The following is a 19,947-nucleotide window of genomic DNA, read 5'->3' on the forward strand; positions in this document are numbered from 1 at the left end:
TGAGATTGTTTTAAATAGATCGTAGCGGTTAATGTAGACTTAATAAATTAGGTTTAAAATAACAGTATTACAAAATTCCGGAGTAGCTCCATGGCTTATCAAAACAGAAACTTAAAAAGCGCGCTTGAAAATCCAGATCTTGAAAAAGAAGTGGGTTTTATAAAAGCTCTGGATGATATTCTCAGCGTCGATACTTCCGACCTCGCACCCAATTCAGCCGGTTCGAAAGCATTTAGAGCCGCTGTCATAGCCAATGAAGCACTCTGGACAAACCTGGGTGTTGGTGAAATTAACGGCAAAACGGACGATAATGATCGTTTTCTGGTCTCTAGAGGAGATAATAATGGCTATGTTTGGGGAGCGGATCCTACGAACGACTTTCAGGCCTTGCGCAAACTCGCCGCTGAAAAACGGGTTGTTTTGGGTCTGCAAAGCGCCGGTACGGATTATCTTGCAGAAATCATCAAAGCGGCCACTCCCAATGATGTACGAACCAAACTGATTAAGGATCCCGAAGGGGTCAGTGTCTTTGGCAAACTGGCGGATCGTCCGGGCTGGAATGTCGCCAATGAAGATGTGATAACCAATAGGGCGGCTCAGGCCATTCAACTGGAAGCCCAGCGTCAGCTGGTGCTTAAAAAAATCGCCGCCTGCAACGACATAGCCGTATTGGAAGGCTTGCTGGCGGCACCAGCGCCCAACTTTGCAACCTGGGCGGAACAGCAACTTGGGTTACCCCATGACGTAGCGAGCCTTATGGTTGATCGGTCACTGCCGGGTGATGCGATCGAGGAGGCCGCTGCGCACAAGGGCGCGTTGTTGAAAGTGAATGATCCGACATTTATCATCGATCCTTCTATTGGCGGACTCGGCCCTAATACCTATACAGCCCTTAACGGTGATGAAGATGCGATTAGAGATCATCTTGGTGATCCCTATACTGATTATCTACGCGATGAAGATGTCAATGACGTCCGAGGCGCTTTGGGCAAACGTTTTCTCGTGGAACGATTTGCCACGTTAGGCATAGGTCGGGAAGCAGATCTGGCGACGATTGCGGCCGCCACCAATGCGGCAGCCATTCGCAATGCCCTGGCTGGCAAGGCGGAAGACGGCGCTTACCTCCAGCAGGCGGTTACTGACAGTAGCGTGGCCGAATTACGCCTTGCTGCGGCGACTCAGGCACTGAAATTGAAAGTCCTGCAAAGCGAAAACACCAACGCGTTGGACGCGTTGATTCAGGCAGGCAGCCATCAGGATATTAAACGAGCACTCGGCCGCCATGAATCCCTTGGCTTTTCCGCTAACAACGAATTTCAAAACGCGTTCAGCGACAAGACGAAAGTACAAGAGATTGCCGCGATCGCCCATATTCGCAAGAGTCTGTTCACCGCCGCCAACCCGGCACATCTTCGGGAATTAATTACCGGTCCGGTACAGACCAAATATACGACGCATTTTAACCCGGGGCCAGGATTAACGCCGGCCGTTAATCAGTTTTTTACCGTGCCCGAACAAGAGACGCTCGTCAAGGAGCAGGCTTTGATTGCGTTAATCCGAGCCAAGGCTCGGGCCGGTGATGATTTAAGTGCCATCGTGGCTGCAGGTGATCAGAATGGTCTGCAAGTGGCGGTGGGCGCAACGTTGATGGGGGGAGCCCGCGATGCCGACGGTTTGATCGGCAATAATATCAATCAGGGCCTGAACAAGATTATCCGGGCTTATGCCATGTCGGAACACGTCCAAAGACTGGCAACCGCTTTTGATTTAAATAATGGGCCAGAATTTGCCGAATTACTGGCGGAAGTTAATAATTTGAATTTCGCCAATCCTGCCGGGGCAACGGCGTTGACGCAATCATTGCCTGTGTCGGAGCAAAACAAGCTGCGCGGTGATTTGGCACGCATTCTGATTGACAGGTATCCGGCAACGAATCCGGGTCACGCCCCGTTGGCGAAATTGACTGATTTGGCCAAAGCGAAAGACGTTGCGGAATTTAAACAAAAATTAAATGACATCGGTATCACCAACCACGATTGGGTCAATGAAGAGTCCCGCAAAGCGATTCAAAAGCTGGCCGGTGCGAAATTATTTCGTATCAAGGTGGCTGAACAGGACGTTTATGGGGCTGAAATCCGCACGGAAATATTAAACGTCCTAGACAGTCTGCCGTTGGACAAACAACAGGCCGTTTTAGCTAAGCCGGAAGTATTGACGGCCTTGATGAAAGCGACGGAAGTGGATCACGTTCGTAAAATACTTGGCATAACCAATCCTCACGCCGGGGCATTGGTCAATGAAAACAGGCGGTTGGCGCTGATTGCCCAAATTGCCAATGCGAAGGTCGCTGAAACACTGGCTAACATGACGCCTCCTGTTACTTTAGACAAAAATAAAGTCAAGGCGATTAATGATCTTATACTGGATCCCAACAATGGTCTTGATGTCTTGGCCGTCGCACCCGCCGATGCCACGAAATACAAGGAATTTCTTGACAATCTCAGTCCGATTCTTGCGCCCGCTGTAGGGCAACCGGCGCTTTACACCGCGTTTCATCTGCAAACGGTTCCTGCTGCTGTATACCACCCTGATGCTACACTGAGAGATGCGATCAATACCCAGCATGCTCATAACCTGCAGTTAATTAACGCATACAGAGGATTGGGTCCTGATCCTGATAAACATGCCAAAATGTCGGCGTTGACTGCGGTTATGCGTCTGGAGAAAGGCCAGGTCTTCCCTAATGCGCAGGTCAATGCCTTGCTAATAGCATTTAGTACAGCGAATAATCTTCAGGAATTACATCAAAATCTGCATGGTCTTCCCGCTGCTGTCGGAGCGGTTTTTCCTGCCGATTGGGAAAAACAAATCACCAATGATGATTTCAAACGCTATCAGGCGGCCAAAAACAACGATGCCTGGCTTGGTGCCGCATATAACCAGCCCAATGGTGTGATGGCCCGGCAGAAAACCGAACTCAATAATCTGGTTGAAAAGGTATATGCGTTACAAGATATTGAAGACGGGATGAAGAAGGAATTGAGGCGGCTTGGCAACCTCACCGGACTGGATATTTTAAACCCGGCCTTTATGGCGGCGGCGAAGCAGAAAGCGCAGCAATTAGGTGGTAAATTTCAGAATATGGCGGATGTTTGCGATACGATCGTGGATAATCTTCGCCATCAGAAAGCCCTGTACGAACAACATTTACAGGCCATGCCTTCCAATGATGAGGTGGGAGCTCTTGCGAATAACAGTCAGAAAAACGCGATTCGCAAGCATCGATCCATGATTGAGAATAACCTGAAATTACTTGAGTCCGATTTGCAGACTTATGAACGGGTCAGTTGCGTTTTACATGGTGATCCAAATGAACCGGATCAAAATTCGTTCAAGCATAAAGGTCTGTTACGACTGGTAGACGAAGTAAAAGGCAAAGCCAAAGAAACGGATCTGGTGTTTACCGCCTTCTCCAATACGACCTATGTCGATTACAACATGGAAGACAAAAAACACCATATGGGTCAGGAATGGAAGCCCAAAAATACCGAGGATGACAGTACGGTAGGTATGGTCGGTGTCGACGCCAATACGTCCTATTATGAGGTTGATCCGATCCCGGCCGGCAAGTTTCGGGAGTACACGACTTATTCCAATTTGCTTGGAACAGAGCGACGAACAGGAAAAGAGGTTTATGATCGCGGCGTGTTTCTGGTCGAACACGGTAAGGATCACATGAACGCCAAAACCATCGATAAAAAACAGGTTTTTACCCCGGCTACCAAAGTGACGATAACCCATTTTCCAAAAGAGGATAATGTAAACGAACGTATCAAGCTGTCCATGCAAATGGCGACGCAACTGCTTGCCGGCCTGGCGAAACCGCCGAGCAAGGAAAATCCCATTGTGCTGCGGGGTTCCAACACCGAAGAACTACGACACTTATGGACGGCGCTGGTGGTGTTGGGCGAGAACAATCCGGGTCTCAAGTTTGATCACAGTGCGATTAAAGTGGTTTCCGCATCCTTTAATCCGGAAAATGAACTGGGAAAAGCGTGGGGCTTTTCGGGTGATTCTTTATACAATCAGCATTATAAAAATAACCCCATCGTTGAAACCCTGAGCCAAAGTCTCAAGGATTTTTCCAAAGAGAAGGCAATCGCTGGGAAAGCGGCTGACAAAGTCAGTAAACAAGCCGACAAATTCAAGATTTTCAAGGAAAAAGCCAAGGCGACGAACTTATTGGATGAGATGAAACAGGAAAACACAAACTCGGATACCACGCCTCAAACAGGACTTGGCCGTTAAACAATAAAATAATATCAGGGACAATATGGATAATAATTTGCCTGTTGGGGTGTTTGATTCCGGGATGGGAGGCTTGACGGTGTTGCGTGCCTTGAAAAGCACGCTGCCGCAGGAGTCGTTTATCTATCTGGGCGATACGGCGCGCTTGCCGTATGGCACCAAAAGTGCCCGGACGGTGCAGCAATACGCCATGCAGATGGCGAGAATTCTGGTGGAGAGGCGCATCAAGGCGCTGGTTGTTGCCTGTAATACCGCGACTACGGCGGCGTTGGGCCACCTGCAAGCCATGCTGCCGGATATGCCGGTGGTCGGTGTGGTACAGCCCGGTGCCGAGGCCGTCATTGCCGCAACTAAAAATCATCAGGTGGCTGTTTTGGCCACCGAAACGACGATTTCATCCAACGCGTATCAACGCCTGATCCAGGAACAATTACCCCAAGCCGCCATTACGGCTCGCGCCTGCAGCGTACTAGTCGCCCTGGCGGAAGAGGGCATGGTGGATAACGCGGTGGCAAAAGAAGCACTAACGCATTATCTGGCCGATATCAGCGAGCAGGATACCTTGTTGTTAGGCTGTACCCACTTTCCCGTGTTTAAAGCCCTGCTGTTAAGACTGCTTCCTGAACGCATCACCATTGTGGATTCCGCCGAGGCGACCGCCGGGGCATTACAGGGCGCGTTGCAGGATTTGACCATGTTAAACGGCAATAATCAGGAACGGTTCGTGCAGTATCTGGTGACGGATTCCGTGTCCCGTTTTCAAAAGGTTGGCGAGATTTTTCTGGGGGAACCCTTGCCGTCTAACCAGATTGAATTGGTGGATGCCTGCTCCTGAAGAAGGTTAAAAAACAAATCCCGCTATTTCGTGGACAGGGTTTCGTGGTAGCCCGTCATGGAGGCTTCGCTGCAATGCGGGATTTCTGTCGCACTCATTCCCGCAATCCGCGTTGCTCCTTGCGGGCTACTATCCGAATATGCCGTCTATTTCGTTGTTTCGATTTGTTTGTTGCGCGCGGAGCGATGGCGGGCCTGTTTTTCCACATCGATATAACGATCGGTGGTGGCGCTCGAACTGTGGCCGGCATCGTCGCGAACGTGTTCTCTGGGGCGCTGTTTGACGTCTTCGGAAATACCCGTATGCCTGAGCCAGTGCACGGTAGCGCCGGCTAAATGCTCCGCTTCTTCCGGCTGGTTATTCAGGCGTAACAATTCGGCACCCCGATCAAAACAAAGCTGCACCAGGCGCCTGATTGGTGCTGTGTCGCTCATGGGGCCATGGCCGCGGATTTTGGGAATCAGCGGCGAATTGTCTGCCGCAGACGGCAAGGCGGATAGCCCGAGAAATTGCCGCCAGCGCCTTAAACTGACCAGCATGGCGTCGCTCACGGCAACCTGACGTTCCTTATTGCCCTTGCCTATGGTGGTAAACCACCAGTTGCCATGGCTGTCTTTGGCAAAATCGTTCATGGTGGGAACCCAGCGCTCACTGGCTACCAGTTCGGAAATGCGCAAATACATACCAAACAGCATGCTGAGAATAAAACGGGTGCGCTCGTGTTTTTCCGGGTTTTCATCGGCCAGGTGTTCGGCGGCTTGCAAGACCGCTTCCCACTGGATCAGGCTTAGACGTCGAATGGGGGCGTTTTGCTGGCGTTTACGGATGTATTTGCTTTTTTGCCGAATCAGGGCGACCGGATTGGCAATCAGGTATTCCTCGGCAATTAAAAAGTTAAACAGCGTGCTTAAAATGGCGAATATTTCCTGAATGGCTCCCTGTGACAGGGAAAATTGTTCAATTGCAGGGCGATGGCCTTGCTGGTATGCCGCCTTGCTGATCGTGACTACAAACGGCCGCCATTCCGGATTGGGGCATCTCAAACCGTCTTTATTGCTAAAGCGCGGAACTTTTTTAACGCTTATCCAGTTCGCAGGCGGATTCTGGCAAAACCGTATGAACTGCTCAATATCGTCCCGTTTTAATTCCCTGAGTGATTTTTTTTTGATGAGCCAGGACCATTGCAACAAACGTTCGGCCTCGCGGCGGTAGCTGTTAAATGTCCCGACACTGCCGGTATAGCTCTTCAGAAATTGCAGGGTATGGTAAAAATCAGCCTGGAAAGCGGGATCAGGCAGGATCGCGTTGTCATGATTTTTATGTAAATTATCAAGATTATCGAATAAGGGAAGCAGGGTTGTTTTCATGCCGGAATCATAAGACATGGAATGATTATACTGTACTCCGGACAGCGGTAAATGGCAAATACCAGGTTTCAAATGTGCAGCGATGGAAAGACCGGGATCATTATTCCCCGCAATCCGCCATCACGGGCTACAAACCTGTCTACAGGTGGCGGGTTGTTGTTTTACAGGATTGGATTATAAAATAATGAGTTCAGGTTCTTGACCTTAAAACGGCCTGCGAGTATCATTTGCGCTCTGTCCTTGGACGGGTGATCGGGGTGTAGCGCAGTCTGGTAGCGCGCCTGCTTTGGGAGCAGGATGTCGGGGGTTCGAATCCCTCCACCCCGACCATTATATAATGCGCCCGTAGCTCATCTGGATAGAGCATCGGCCTTCTAAGCCGAGGGTAGCAGGTTCGAATCCTGCCGGGCGTGCCAGCCTGTGTGCGGATTCAGCAACAGTGGTTGTCGTTATTATGGTGAGCGTAGCTCAGTTGGTAGAGCCCCGGGTTGTGATCCCGGTTGTCGTGGGTTCGAGTCCCATCGTTCACCCCATGCCTTTTTAAGAGAAAATCAGTTTGTTCTTACATCAGATTCAATTGGAGTCTTTACAAGAAAGGCTTACTGTCCGATAATTCCAGCCTGTTTGCGAAAGTGGCGGAACTGGTAGACGCGCTGGATTTAGGTTCCAGTGGGGCAACCCGTGAGAGTTCGAGTCTCTCCTTTCGCACCATATTCATGACAATATCCAAGAGGTGACTAGATGCAAGTTTCTGTTGAGACCTTGAAAGGTTTGGAACGCAAAGTAACAGTTTCGGTGCCAACCGAGAAAGTCGAGGAAGAGGTAAGTCTGCGTCTGCGCAATCTTGCTCGTAAAGCCAAAATCGCCGGTTTCAGACCCGGAAAGGTTCCAATGAATGTGGTGAAAAATCGCTTTTCCGACAGTGTTCGTGAGGAAGTGGCCAGAGATATGGTGCAATCGACTTTGTACGACGCCTTGAAAGAAAGTGAACTGGTACCGGCCGGCTCACCCTATGTTGAACCGGAACAGCTTGAGCAGGGTAAGGATTTTACCTACACCGCCGTGTTTGAGGTATTCCCTGAATTCAACATTAATGAATTGAATCAGGATGAAATTGAAACGATTTCAGCCGAAGTGAACGATTCGGATGTGGATGATATGCTGGAAAAACTGCGTGAGCAGAACAAGGAATGGCAGGACGTGTCGCGCGCGGTCGCAAAAGGCGATAAGGTGGTGTTCGATTTTGAAGGATTTATTGATGACAATCCTTTTGAAGGAGGCAGTGCCGAAGGATATGAGCTTGTCATTGGTTCCAACGCCATGATTCCAGGATTTGAAGAGGGTTTAATCGGCGGCAAGAAAGAAGAACCATTCGAGATTAAAGTAACATTCCCCGAAGATTACGGGCATAAGGAACTGGCCGGTAAGGACGCCGTGTTCAAAATCACGATAAAACAGGTCATGGAAGGAAAACTACCGGCATTAGACGATGAGTTCGCCGGGAAATTCAATATCAAGGAAGGCGGCATGGAAGCGCTGAAAAAGGATATTAAGGAAAATATGGTACGTGAACTGGAGCGGCGGGTTGCAGCCATGAACCGTGAAAAAATATTTGATAAACTGCTGTCGGTTAATACGATTGATTTACCCATGGCTTTAGTGGATAAGGAAATTGAACATCTGAAACATGATATGTATCATCGTTTATTCGGGCATGAGCACACTGAAAACGAAAAAATACCTGATTTCCCGCGGGAATTGTTTGAGGAACAAGCCAAACGCCGTGTACAGCTTGGTTTGTTATTCTCGGAATACGTGAAAAAACATGAACTGGTTGCTGAAAAATCACGTGTAGACGCGATGATTGACAAATTTGCCAGTGCCTATGAAAGCCCTGATGAGCTTCGCAACTGGTACCAGGGCAATAAGGAGCGTATGGCTGAGGTGGAAGCGCTGGTGATGGAGGAACTGGTTGCCGAAAAAATCAGTGAACATGCCAAAATCATTACTAAAGTAATGGATTATGATGCGGTAATGAATCCTAAAAAGGAAACCGGAAGCAAAGGAGAGTAAGCATGGCGGATTATTCGGAAAATATGATCAGAAATGCCAGTGGGTTGGTGCCTATGGTCATTGAGCAAACGTCACGAGGTGAGCGGTCTTATGATATCTATTCCAGATTATTAAAGGAGCGTATTATCTTTTTGCTGGGTGAAGTGGAAGACCATATGGCTAACCTGGTGGTCGCCCAGATGCTGTTTCTTGAGTCGGAAAATCCTGACAAGGATATTTCGTTATATATCAATTCGCCGGGCGGGGTTGTGACCGCCGGCCTTGCCATTTATGATACCATGCAGTTTATTAAACCGGATGTCAGTACACTTTGCATCGGTCAGGCGGCCAGTGCCGCGGCACTCTTGCTGTGTGCCGGAGCAGACGGCAAACGATTCTGCCTGCCTAACTCAAGGGTCATGATTCATCAGCCATTAGGCGGTTATCGAGGCCAGGCGACGGATATCGAGATTCATGCTCGTGAAACATTAGCGGTTCGAGAACGCCTTAACAGTATTATGGGGAAACATACCAAGAAAACCCCGGATCAGATTATGCGTGATACGGAAAGGGACAACTTTATGAGTGCGTCTCAAGCTAAGGAATACGGCTTGATTGATAAAGTCTTGTACGATCGTCATACCACCAACTCTGATGGTGAATAATTCGGATCTGCGAAAAATGCGTTGCATGTATTTTTCGCAATCACATTGCCTTTATTTTTTCAATTGTCTAAAATTTTACTAGACCTTCCAATAAGTGTGGTTCTAGTAAGAAAGGGGTTTGTCGATGAGTAAAACCGGTAACAGCGATGACGATAAGGTTCTTTATTGTTCGTTCTGCGGAAAAAGTCAGCATGAAGTTAAAAAACTAATTGCCGGACCTTCCGTATTTGTTTGTGATGAATGCGTCGAGCTTTGCAACGATATCATCCGGGAAGAAACACAGGAAGTAGCGGAAGAAACGGAATCTCATTTACCGACGCCTAAAGAAATTTCCGAGTTTCTTGATCAATATGTGATCGGGCAGCCGCATGCCAAAAAGGTACTTTCCGTAGCCGTGTACAATCATTACAAACGGTTACAGCATAAAACGGAAGACGGCATTGAACTGGGGAAAAGTAATATTCTGCTGATTGGCCCGACAGGCAGCGGTAAAACCCTGCTTGCCCAAACGCTGGCGCGACTGCTTAACGTTCCGTTCACTATGGCTGATGCAACTACCTTGACGGAAGCAGGCTATGTGGGAGAGGACGTCGAGAATATCATTCAGAAATTACTGCAGAAATGCGATTATGATGTAGAGAAAGCCCAACAAGGCATTGTTTACATTGATGAAATTGATAAAATTTCCCGTAAATCCGACAACCCTTCCATTACCCGGGATGTGTCCGGTGAAGGCGTTCAGCAGGCTTTGCTGAAACTTGTCGAGGGAACTATCGCTTCGGTGCCCCCGCAAGGCGGCCGCAAACATCCGCAACAGGAATTCCTGCAGGTTGATACCTCCAATATTCTGTTTATCTGCGGCGGTGCTTTTGCCGGACTGGAAAAAGTCATTCGTGAACGTAGCGACAAATCCGGGATTGGCTTTTCCGCCCAATTGAAAAATGAAAAAGACAACAAGGCAAACGAGCAGATTCTTGATTCCCTCGAGTCGGAAGATTTGGTTAAATATGGTCTTATTCCGGAGTTTGTCGGTCGTTTGCCGGTGGTAACGACTTTGCACGAACTGGATGAAGACGCGTTGATTGATATTCTGACCCGTCCAAAAAATGCCTTGACCAAGCAATTTCATTCGCTGTTTAAAATGGAAGATGTGGAGCTGGAGTTTCGGGATGAAGCGCTGCGCCAGATTGCCAAAAAGGCCTTGGAAAGAAAAATAGGTGCTCGTGGCTTGCGTGCCATCATTGAAAATATTCTTTTAGACACCATGTATGACTTACCGTCTCTTGAAGGAATAAAGAAAGTGGTTATTGACGAGAATGTAGTCAATAATGCCGGAAAACCTATTCTTATCTATGAAGGCGATGAAGGCAAACAATCTGCAGCCGGTGGCGGTAGAGATTAATAGATAATAAACCAGTCGTTGTATGGCTGCCATTGAATTGTAGCAATGGCGGCTTTTCCAATCTTACGCACGTGTAAGAAAATTTTGATCAGGACTTGATGATCTTTGGTTTGGCGAAGCAAAAAATTGCACAAATCAGACGCTTTTACTGCCATGAAACCAATGGTCAACAAGCCCGGAATAAAGAGTAGTAAAATTTCTCATTGGCTTGTCGTCTGAATAAGGGCTTAATATGTCTAGTGAAAATGAATTCATTTCAAGTGAAAGCGAATCAAGTGAAAACGAACCAGGTGGCAGCAACCCGACCGGGAGTGAACTGATGTCGCCGTTGCCTGTTCTTCCACTGAGGGATGTGGTGGTATACCCCCATATGGTTATTCCCTTGTTTGTCGGACGTGATAAATCAATCAAAGCGCTGGAAGCGGCCATGGTTGATAACAAACAAATTTTTTTAGTGGCGCAACGCAAATCTTCCAATGATGATCCCATGCCTGACGATGTGTTTAAAGTAGGTACGGTATCAAGCGTATTACAACTTTTAAAGCTTCCTGACGGAACGGTCAAGGTACTTGTGGAGGGAGAAGCTCGTGCGAAAGTTACTTCCTACAATCAGGAAAAAGGCTATATGGAAGCCGAACTGGAGGCAATGAGTGAAGTCAGTGACTCTCATAAAGAGCAGGAAATTGAGATTATTATGCGCTCGCTCATGTCCCAGTTCGAGCAATATATTAAATTAAACAAGAAAATTCCGCCGGAGGTATTAAGTTCACTGGCCGGTATTGAAGAGCCGGGAAGGCTTGCGGATACCATCGCGGCTCACTTGAGTATTAAAGTCGAGGATAAACAGGAATTACTGGAAATTGAAGATGTTGGCACTCGTCTTGAGCGATTAATGGCGGCGATTGAGGGTGAAATTGATCTGTTGCACGTTGAAAAGCGTGTTCGCGGCCGCGTGAAACGACAAATGGAAAAAAGTCAGCGCGAGTATTACCTCAACGAACAAATCAAGGCCATTCAGAAAGAATTGGGTGAGATGGGTGAGGAAGGCAATGAAATCGAACAGCTCGAGAAATCGATTAACAAAGCAGGAATGCCCAAAGATGCCAAGGAAAAATCATTATCCGAGTTGCAAAAACTGAAGATGATGTCTCCTATGTCTGCCGAGGCAACAGTCATTCGCAATTATCTGGACTGGATGCTCAGCGTACCCTGGAAAAAAAGAACCAAAATTCAGTTTGATTTGAAAAAAGCGGAAAAATTACTGGATAAGGAACATTACGGTCTTGAAAAAGTCAAGGAACGTATTATTGAATACCTTGCCGTACAGCAACGCGTCAAACGACTGAAAGGCCCAATATTATGTCTGGTCGGACCACCGGGTGTCGGTAAAACATCGTTGGGTCAGTCCATAGCGAACGCGACGGGCCGGACATTTATACGCATCGCCCTTGGTGGTGTGCGGGATGAAGCGGAAATTCGTGGACATCGCCGGACCTATATCGGATCCATGCCGGGGAAAATTATTCAGCGTTTATGCAAGGCGGGAGTAAAAAATCCTCTGATTATGCTGGATGAAGTAGACAAAATGGCTATGGATTTTCGCGGTGATCCGGCTTCCGCGTTACTGGAAGTCCTGGATCCGGAGCAAAATCATACCTTCAGTGATCATTATCTTGAAGTTGATTATGATTTAAGCGATGTCATGTTTATTGCAACCGCAAATTCGCTTGAAATACCAGCGCCCCTGCTGGATAGAATGGAAGTGATTCGTCTTCCCGGCTATACCGAGGATGAAAAAATAAATATCGCAACGACTTATCTGATAACCAAACAGATTCAACTTAACGGATTGAAAGGTGATGAAATAAATATCAGTGAGGGAGCTGTTCGGGAAATCATACGTCATTACACTCGGGAAGCGGGTGTTAGAAATCTTGAGCGGGATATTGCCAGTATTTGCCGAAAAGTGGTCAAGGATATATTGACCAGCAAGAAAACCAGAAGAGTTACTATTTCACGCACCAACATAGAAAAATATCTGGGCGTTAAAAAGTTTCGTTATGGTCTTGCTGAACAATACGATCAGATTGGCCAGGTTACCGGTTTGGCCTGGACCAGCGTGGGGGGGGAATTATTAACCATAGAAGCATCCATGATGCCTGGAAAGGGCAAGACCATTCATACCGGACAGTTGGGTGAAGTGATGCAGGAATCCATTCATGCGGCTATGACGGTAGTTCGAAGCCATGCCAAGAGTTTCGACGTGAGCGATGATTTTTATGAGAAAAACGATTTTCACATTCATGTTCCGGAAGGAGCGACACCAAAAGACGGGCCCAGTGCCGGTATCGGTATGTGTACGGCGCTTGTTTCCGTGGTAACCCAGATCCCTGTCCGTGCCGATGTGGCCATGACCGGTGAAATTACCTTGCGTGGACAGGTTCTTCCCATTGGAGGGTTAAAGGAAAAACTGCTGGCTGCCCATCGTGGCGGCATCAAACACGTGATTATTCCGGAAGAAAATGCCAAGGATCTGGAGGAAATTCCGGATAACATTCTGCGTAAATTGACCATACACCCCGTTAAAACGGTGGAGCAGGTCTGGGAGATAGCCTTGCAGCGAAGTCCGATCGTTAACCCTGCCGCGAAGGATGAAAACGTACTGGAGCATGCCAAAAGCTCCAAAAAAAGCAAGAGCAAGGATTTGCATGCCCATTGATCCGCTTGTAGCGAGTACCACACAGGCAGGTTGTCATTTCTAATATTTTGTTGGCCTGCCTGTAGACAGGCCAACTTACATCCAGGTATAAATTAACGTTATCACAGGTTCTGTGGACTTACCTGTTTCAAGCTGTAGAAGGTAGTACCATTTCCATTTCATTATGACAGGTTTGGTTGTACGGAATATTTGACATGTTGTCATCCCTGCGAAGGCGGGGAACCATAGTGAATCAAGCATAGAGCCAAATCAAGGATGGTTTCCCGCTTTTGCGGAAAGGACAGCCAGAGTGTCAAAACGAAATGAAAACAGTAATAGTTGATTGATTCCTTTTTCACAGGCTATTTTTATCCGTTTGATGATCCATGGCCAGCAACGGTTCGCCCGTTTTGGACCCACAGGGAACTAATCAGGATAAAAACGGGCTAATGCACGTAAAAAGTTCAAAAAAAATGGGAATAAGGATTTACACGCACATTAATACGGGGTATATTTCATTCCGTTGCCCGCTAATGGCGGGTAGTTCAAGGATGTGGATTCTATACCGAGGACGATGATGCAGTTAACAATCGACTCAACTAACGGATGAATAACTGGATAGGGGATAAGATGAATAAGAGTGAATTGGTAGAAGCAATTGCTAATGGTTCTGGTGTAACTAAAGCGGATGCCAACCGTGTTTTAGATACGTTCATGAAAACCATTACTCAAGCCTTGAAAGAAGGTGAAACTGTTGTATTACCAGGATTCGGTTCATTTAGTGTCGGGAACCGTGCAGAACGTGACGGAAGAAATCCACAGACTGGCAAGACCATTCGTATTCCTGCTTCACGTGTTGCCAAGTTCAAAGTTGGTAAGTCTCTGAAAGAAGCGGTACAGGAAGCGTAAGTTTTTTGGGTGCTTAGCTCAGCTGGGAGAGCATCGCCCTTACAAGGCGAGGGTCGCAGGTTCGATCCCTGCAGCACCCACCAAGAATTGGAGTGGTAGTTCAGTTGGTCAGAATACCGGCCTGTCACGCCGGGGGTCGCGGGTTCGAGCCCCGTCCACTCCGCCAGATAAACGCGCCGCATGGCGCGTTTTTTTTATTAGCCGAAAATCTGGGTTTCTTGCGAATTTACAATAAAAATATGGAACTTCGAATATGTTGCAAAAGCTAAATGAACGCATACAAGGGGTAGTAGCCTGGATAGTAATTATTCTGATTGCGGTGACCTTTACTTTATTCGGAGTTGATTATTATATGCAGTCTCATCAGGCCACTGAAACAGAAGTGACGGTCAATGGGGAGGCTATCAGCAAACAGGCGTTTGAAATCAGCTATCGTCGTGCCAGACAGCAACGTGATTCGTCACAAATGACTGCTGCGGGCGAAGCGGCTTTGAAAAAGCAGGTTCTGAATAATATGATTACCACCTCGATCACCGTGCAGGCTGCGAAGTCAGCCGGATTTGAGGTCAGTCCCGAACAGGCAAACGCCGCTATCTTAAGTATCCCGCAATTTCAGCAAGATGGACATTTTTCGGCGGAACGCTATCAGTTAGCGCTTAGCGGCGCCATGTTTACTCCTGAAACGTTTCAAAAAGAAGTTCGCCAGGGGATGTTGCTCAATCAGCAGCGTTTTGCGTTTATGGGTAACGCGTTTGCCTTGCCAGAAGAAATCAAGCGTTTTGTAAAGCTTTATATGCAGACCAGAGATTACAATTATCTCCGGATTCCAATTGGTTTGTTTACGTCAGATATCAAGATTTCCGAACAGGATATCGCTGACTATTACAAAAAACACACCAGGGAATTTACAGAACCTGAAAAAGTGAGTATTGATTTTGTTAAGCTGTCCATGCAGCAGGTCAGAAAAAATATCAAGGTCAGCGATAATGATATCCAGCGATACTACGAGGATAACCAAAGCAATTTCCTGACACCGGCGCGTTGGCAGGTTTCTCATATTTTGTTCGCTGTTCCGGAAAATGCCGGTGTCGAACAAACGAAACAAATTCGGGAAAAAGCAGATGAGGCGTATCAGGCATTACAAAATAATCCGGCGCAATTTTCCCGGTGGGTGAAAACCATGTCGTCCGATAAATTGTCGGCTGCCAACGACGGTGTGTTACCGTGGATTGTCGCAGGTAGCACCGAATTTGATAAAGCACTGTCCGAATTGTCCCAGCCTGGACAAATTTCCGAGCCATTAAAAACCTCAAAGGGCTATGAGATTTTCAAATTACTGGCTTATCAACCGGCCAGCCTCAAACCGCTCAATCAGGTCAGAAAGGACATTTCAGAACAGCTTGCCACCGAGCTGGCTCAGGCCAGTTACGCGCAATTACTGGAGCAATTGACGGATCTGAGTTTTCAGACTCCGGATACCTTGACTCCCGTGGCGGAAGAATTAAAGCTTGACATCGAACAAACGCAACCGTTTAGTCGACAAGGCGGTCAAACGGAGTTGACTAAAAACAAGCAGATTATCAATACGGCATTCAGCCATGATGTATTGGGACTGGGTAACAACAGCGAACCTGTACAGCTTGATAACGACAGTGTCATTGTCCTGCGTGTTAATAAACATATTGCGGCGAAAGCAAAGTCCCTGGACGAGGTTAGAACCGCTATAGTTAACAAATTAACCCAACAGAAAGCCAAAAAGGAAGCCAGGCAATTCGGAATGAATTTATTGTCAGGAAAATCCTCCCCACAAGAACAGGAAAGATTTATCCAGGATAAAAAATTACAATGGCGCGAAGTGGATAGCGCGAGCCGGGATACGGACAAGGCAGACACCATGATTAATGATCTGGCCTTTAGTCTTCCTCGTGTAAACAGTCGTGAAGGACGTAGTCTTATCAATGGCGATTACGTTATTGTGCAGTTGAAAAAGATCAATGAAGGACGTTATAAAGCCCTGGATAAGGAGCAGCAAACCAGTTTGGTACAGCAGATCGAATCCAGCAATGGCATCATGGATTATGATTTGTATGTGAAGAGCCTGGTTGCCAGGGCTAAAATAGAACGCAGCAATTAAACGTACGCTTAAGGCTCCAGGACTTATCTGTTTCAGAATGCAAAAATCACATGACTTTTTTGCCAGTTGTTTGTTGGGTATTTGACTCAACAAACAACGTTACTGCCAGTTAGATGGTGTCACAACCTTCACTACTACGGAGTGTGATTCTTTTGTTGTGCGGGGATAAAGCAACGAGCAATGATTCCCTGCAATGTCTTTTTTGTTTCAGGGAGTTATGTCATGGCTAAATTGACGGATAATCTGCTTACTCAGGTTTATTTAGGATTGGTGCGGGATTATAAGGAATTAAGCCAACAAAGCCCAAGGTTAGATTTTGAGCAAATCTATCATCAGCTTTATAATCGCCTTTACTGGTCTATGCAATCGTCCATGAATCCATTATCTGGCCTGAGCCCTGAAGAGAAAGACAAGGTATGGGGTGTGTTTTATTGTTTTATCAACGCTTGCCCCCAATATGTTTCTCTCCCCAGGGAAAGACAAGGCGTTTTTTTTAATAATCCCGTAAGGGTTGTAGTCATTGAAGAACGTTATCATTACTGTTCATCGAATGATTCCGTGTTTACCTGGCTGATGCTTGGGTCACTGATGAGCCATTCCCATCATCATGGTTATCATCACTACCACTCTTCTTCCCACCATCATGGCCATGGCGTTGAAAATACGGATGGAAACGGATTGCTTCTCCTGCTTTTGGTAGCCCTGGCGCTTTTAGCGGCAATATTGGCTTTTGTTTCCCTGTACTATCTGATTAGCCAGTCTTTAAACGCTGTGGAACGATTTGTTTATAACGAGGGATGGTTGCAAGCGAGTTTTTCCATGGCCGGTATGCTCGGAGGTGCTGCGGCGGGTGGTTTGTTAGGAGCTTTCGTAGCGTCGGCCCCCTTGGCTGCACTAGCCATTGGCGCCGGCATCAGTAATCCCGTCGGTATTACCATTGTCGGAATTATTTGCCTCACCTTGATTGGTGCTGCAGCGGGTTGCTTCCTTACCAATCAAATCGTCAATTACGCACTGAAAAAAAAGAATCAGCAAGCGCTCGATCCCGCTGATCCGCGTCGTTTTGAATTAACCGGATCTGAAGAAACCAATCTGCTGGACAAAGGGCTAAATCCCATAGCCGTGAGATGCGCCATAGTCGCTTTAAGAGAGCAGATGGGAGAAAAAGGCGTTCCTTCGTTGTTAAACCGGGTATTTACCTCAAGAGGTCAGGAGACGCAGGAAATTTTATCTCAAATCAGGGAATTACGACGAGGAAGCCTGAGATCGATTAACGTAGGAGACATGACATTTCATCTGGAATCGCCTCACTATGTTCCGCCTGTCTGGTATTCTACAGAGCCGACACCGCAAGAATATGGGACTGGTTATTCCCCTTCTCAAGTGGAGGAAGATGGTTACCATACACACCGCTACGTGCCATGTCACAGTGGATATTCCGGACAACCATTCCCGACGCCTTCCGCGCCACCTTATTACCAATGAAAAAAACAGTTTGAGCAGGTTGTGTCCCTGATCCGGAAAAAATAGTTTGTCAGTTGATACACAGTAATTTGTATCCCGGGTGTTGCCAGGCTCCGTGAACAAAAATTTTCCTCGCACCATTTTTTGCGAAAAAACAGTAGCCCGTAAGGAGGCCTGCGGCCGTATTGCGGGTTTGATGTGCCGCTTATGAACGTTTTCCCGCATTACGGCTTCGCCTTCATGACGGGCTACAAGACATTATTATTTGTTGCGCAACAATAGTTGCCTTGTTTTCGATCGGAAAAAAATTTGTTCACGGAACCTAGTACAACGTTTCACTGATTCTGTCCTGTTGCCAACGGTACAGAATAGGTAGGTCGGGCGAGGCGCCCGACCTACGACTTGACCCGCTGTCGCGGCAATAACAAACAAGCAAGACAACTTCAGTGAAACGTTGTACTAGGGCTTCTCTTAATCTGATCGATTTTTCTTGCATTTTCCGGGGAATATATTTTAATAGAAAATCAAGTCTTAATGTTTTTTTATTACGTAGGATACATGGATATGCCTCAAAAAACGTTACCTTCCAAAGTCATCATAGTCGGAGCCGGCGCCAGCGGTTTGTTCGCCGCTCGCCAGCTTGAGATTCTTGCCAAACAAATGGATCAGGAAATAGAGATTGTAATTCTGGAGCGTGAGAATCATGTTGGCGGGAAATGTTACACATACGCCGATGTCAATATCCCTGATCTCAAAACCGAGTGGGGCGCCGCATTAGTGGCGCCAAATTATGGGCCGGTTCTGGATGGTATGAAAGAACATAATCTGAAATTTGAAAAAGTTGTTCCGACTAATCGAAAAACTCTTGAAATAAGTGAGATATTACATCATTTGCCTTATCGGGAAAAAATTGCGGCCGAAATGGCCCTGGGCTCGGAAGTAAAAAGTTTTGTCAGGGATTATGAGACGTATAAAGACGCCGTACAAAATGAAAAAAATGTACCGCAGGAATTGAAGCGTCCATTTTATGAATACGCACAACAACGAGGTATGAAGTATTTGCCCAAATTGTTAAAACCCTTCGTTCCGGGCTTTGGTTATGGCGCTTTATCCCGTTGCCCTGCCTATAGTGTGCTGGAATACATGGGCAAAACAACGTTAATCGACATTATGCTGGCTGAATCGGTGCTTGGGCAACCCAGCCTGTTATCCATTCAGGGCGGATTTCAGTTATTGATGGAAAAAATTGCCGCATCACTTGACGTTCGTCTGCAAGCGGAGATTACTCAAATCAAACGGGAAGATAATAAAGTAACTGTGACCTATGAAAATAATGGTTCTACGTTTATGGAAGAAGGTGATGCCTTGATTCTGGCAACGTCACCTCTTCATTGGCCAAAATTGGGTATGGATTTAACGGAGCTGGAACAGGAATGTGTTAATTCACTGGAATATTACCAATATCCGGTTGCTGTTTGTAAAATTAAAGGATTACCGCCTCAGCAACACTTTTTTCCCAATGCGCTTGAAGAGGATCAGTTCGGCAAAATAGCGCTTATTACAACCCGGGATAATCGTGATGAGCCGGAAGGCGGCCGTTTATGCACCCTCTATGTCAATCTTCCTCCCGGCAACCAGGAATTTAAATTTGATTATGAGCAGATTAAAAAAGATATCCTGACTATTGAGGGGGTGACAGATATTGAATTTCTGGAGGAAAAAATCTGGCCGGATTATATGTCCACATTGCCCTGGGAATTGCGTCTGCAGTTAAATGCAGCCCAGCAGGACAAGGATAACATAACTTATTTCGCTGGGTCCTATGTTCTGGGAGGTTTTGAAGACGTGGCATCGGTGGCTGGCAGAGCAGTGAATCTTGTCAATAAAACATGGGGCCAAAAGACGTATGAAGAAGATTTTTCCATGAAAAATGTCAAGCGAGCCTGGGGGTTTTTCACTCAACCGGTCTATCCGGCAGTGGATTCCGAGGGATCACAACATACTCCGGAACCCCGCAGTTGCTGTGTTATTGTTTAAAACCAATGGTAATTAACGCCCATCAAAAAGCGGGTTATTGTTAATAACCCGCTTTTTGATTAAGAATTTTCTGAAA

General features: G+C 46.9%; 11 protein-coding genes and 6 tRNA genes. 16 read left to right on the top strand and 1 reads right to left on the bottom strand.

The annotated features are described in order from the left end of the window. Positions 1–90: 90 nt before the first annotated feature. Complete coding sequence (locus CKW05_RS04135) at positions 91–4,308, top strand: hypothetical protein (protein WP_058484055.1); 4,218 nt, start codon at positions 91–93, stop codon at positions 4,306–4,308. A gap of 25 nt (positions 4,309–4,333) precedes the next feature. Beyond that, positions 4,334–5,143: a glutamate racemase gene (gene murI / locus CKW05_RS04140; protein WP_095140573.1), complete on the top strand. Its 810-nt coding sequence runs from the start codon at positions 4,334–4,336 to the stop codon at positions 5,141–5,143. A gap of 146 nt (positions 5,144–5,289) precedes the next feature. Here the strand turns inward: murI and CKW05_RS04145 are convergent, their stop codons facing one another. After that, positions 5,290–6,510 (bottom strand): tyrosine-type recombinase/integrase, encoded by a 1,221-nt coding sequence (locus CKW05_RS04145; protein WP_058484469.1) that lies wholly within the window; start codon positions 6,508–6,510, stop codon positions 5,290–5,292. 253 nt (positions 6,511–6,763) lie between these two features. Here CKW05_RS04145 and CKW05_RS04150 point away from each other — a divergent pair. The 14 genes from CKW05_RS04150 (at position 6,764) to CKW05_RS04215 (ending at position 19,871) form a co-directional block, all read left to right on the top strand. Next, positions 6,764–6,840 (top strand) — tRNA-Pro (locus CKW05_RS04150). Positions 6,841–6,849: 9 nt separating this feature from the next. Beyond that, positions 6,850–6,926: transfer RNA gene (locus tag CKW05_RS04155), tRNA-Arg, on the top strand. Positions 6,927–6,967: 41 nt separating this feature from the next. After that, a tRNA-His gene (locus CKW05_RS04160) sits at positions 6,968–7,043 on the top strand. Positions 7,044–7,136: 93 nt separating this feature from the next. Continuing rightward, positions 7,137–7,221, top strand: a tRNA-Leu gene (locus CKW05_RS04165). 30 nt (positions 7,222–7,251) lie between these two features. Continuing rightward, positions 7,252–8,583: a trigger factor gene (gene tig, locus CKW05_RS04170; protein WP_058484054.1), complete on the top strand. Its 1,332-nt coding sequence runs from the start codon at positions 7,252–7,254 to the stop codon at positions 8,581–8,583. A gap of 2 nt (positions 8,584–8,585) precedes the next feature. After that, positions 8,586–9,227 carry an ATP-dependent Clp endopeptidase proteolytic subunit ClpP gene (clpP, locus tag CKW05_RS04175; protein ID WP_058484053.1) on the top strand — a complete coding sequence of 214 codons (642 nt, stop codon included), beginning with the start codon at positions 8,586–8,588 and terminating at the stop codon, positions 9,225–9,227. Positions 9,228–9,351: 124 nt separating this feature from the next. Further along, on the top strand, positions 9,352–10,629 hold the full coding sequence (gene clpX / locus CKW05_RS04180) for an ATP-dependent Clp protease ATP-binding subunit ClpX (RefSeq protein ID WP_058484052.1): 1,278 nt from the start codon (positions 9,352–9,354) through the stop codon (positions 10,627–10,629). Between the two features lie 232 nt (positions 10,630–10,861). Continuing rightward, entirely contained in the window at positions 10,862–13,348 is a 2,487-nt protein-coding gene (lon, locus tag CKW05_RS04185) for an endopeptidase La (protein WP_058484051.1), read from the top strand. 609 nt (positions 13,349–13,957) lie between these two features. Continuing rightward, positions 13,958–14,236, top strand: a complete 279-nt coding sequence (locus CKW05_RS04190; RefSeq protein ID WP_058484050.1) for an HU family DNA-binding protein — start codon at positions 13,958–13,960, stop codon at positions 14,234–14,236. Positions 14,237–14,243: 7 nt separating this feature from the next. Beyond that, a tRNA-Val gene (locus CKW05_RS04195) sits at positions 14,244–14,319 on the top strand. A gap of 6 nt (positions 14,320–14,325) precedes the next feature. Beyond that, a tRNA-Asp gene (locus CKW05_RS04200) sits at positions 14,326–14,402 on the top strand. Between the two features lie 87 nt (positions 14,403–14,489). Beyond that, positions 14,490–16,370 (top strand): SurA N-terminal domain-containing protein, encoded by a 1,881-nt coding sequence (locus CKW05_RS04205; protein WP_058484049.1) that lies wholly within the window; start codon positions 14,490–14,492, stop codon positions 16,368–16,370. 222 nt (positions 16,371–16,592) lie between these two features. Then, on the top strand, positions 16,593–17,855 hold the full coding sequence (locus tag CKW05_RS04210) for a hypothetical protein (RefSeq protein ID WP_058484048.1): 1,263 nt from the start codon (positions 16,593–16,595) through the stop codon (positions 17,853–17,855). Between the two features lie 543 nt (positions 17,856–18,398). Continuing rightward, on the top strand, positions 18,399–19,871 hold the full coding sequence (locus tag CKW05_RS04215) for an FAD-dependent oxidoreductase (protein WP_082642762.1): 1,473 nt from the start codon (positions 18,399–18,401) through the stop codon (positions 19,869–19,871). The last annotated feature ends 76 nt before the right edge of the window (positions 19,872–19,947 follow it).

Origin of the sequence: Legionella spiritensis (assembly GCF_900186965.1) — a bacterium.
Lineage (GTDB): Bacteria > Pseudomonadota > Gammaproteobacteria > Legionellales > Legionellaceae > Legionella_C > Legionella_C spiritensis.

Bases quoted from the DNA above. Each gene is read 5' to 3' on its own strand.
- CKW05_RS04135 (WP_058484055.1), top strand. From the start codon at position 91: ATGGCTTATCAAAACAGAAACTTAAAAAGCGCGCTTGAAAATCCAGAT.
- murI (WP_095140573.1), top strand. From the start codon at position 4,334: ATGGATAATAATTTGCCTGTTGGGGTGTTTGATTCCGGGATGGGAGGC.
- CKW05_RS04145 (WP_058484469.1), bottom strand. From the start codon at position 6,510: ATGAAAACAACCCTGCTTCCCTTATTCGATAATCTTGATAATTTACAT.
- tig (WP_058484054.1), top strand. From the start codon at position 7,252: ATGCAAGTTTCTGTTGAGACCTTGAAAGGTTTGGAACGCAAAGTAACA.
- clpP (WP_058484053.1), top strand. From the start codon at position 8,586: ATGGCGGATTATTCGGAAAATATGATCAGAAATGCCAGTGGGTTGGTG.
- clpX (WP_058484052.1), top strand. From the start codon at position 9,352: ATGAGTAAAACCGGTAACAGCGATGACGATAAGGTTCTTTATTGTTCG.
- lon (WP_058484051.1), top strand. From the start codon at position 10,862: ATGTCTAGTGAAAATGAATTCATTTCAAGTGAAAGCGAATCAAGTGAA.
- CKW05_RS04190 (WP_058484050.1), top strand. From the start codon at position 13,958: ATGAATAAGAGTGAATTGGTAGAAGCAATTGCTAATGGTTCTGGTGTA.
- CKW05_RS04205 (WP_058484049.1), top strand. From the start codon at position 14,490: ATGTTGCAAAAGCTAAATGAACGCATACAAGGGGTAGTAGCCTGGATA.
- CKW05_RS04210 (WP_058484048.1), top strand. From the start codon at position 16,593: ATGGCTAAATTGACGGATAATCTGCTTACTCAGGTTTATTTAGGATTG.
- CKW05_RS04215 (WP_082642762.1), top strand. From the start codon at position 18,399: ATGCCTCAAAAAACGTTACCTTCCAAAGTCATCATAGTCGGAGCCGGC.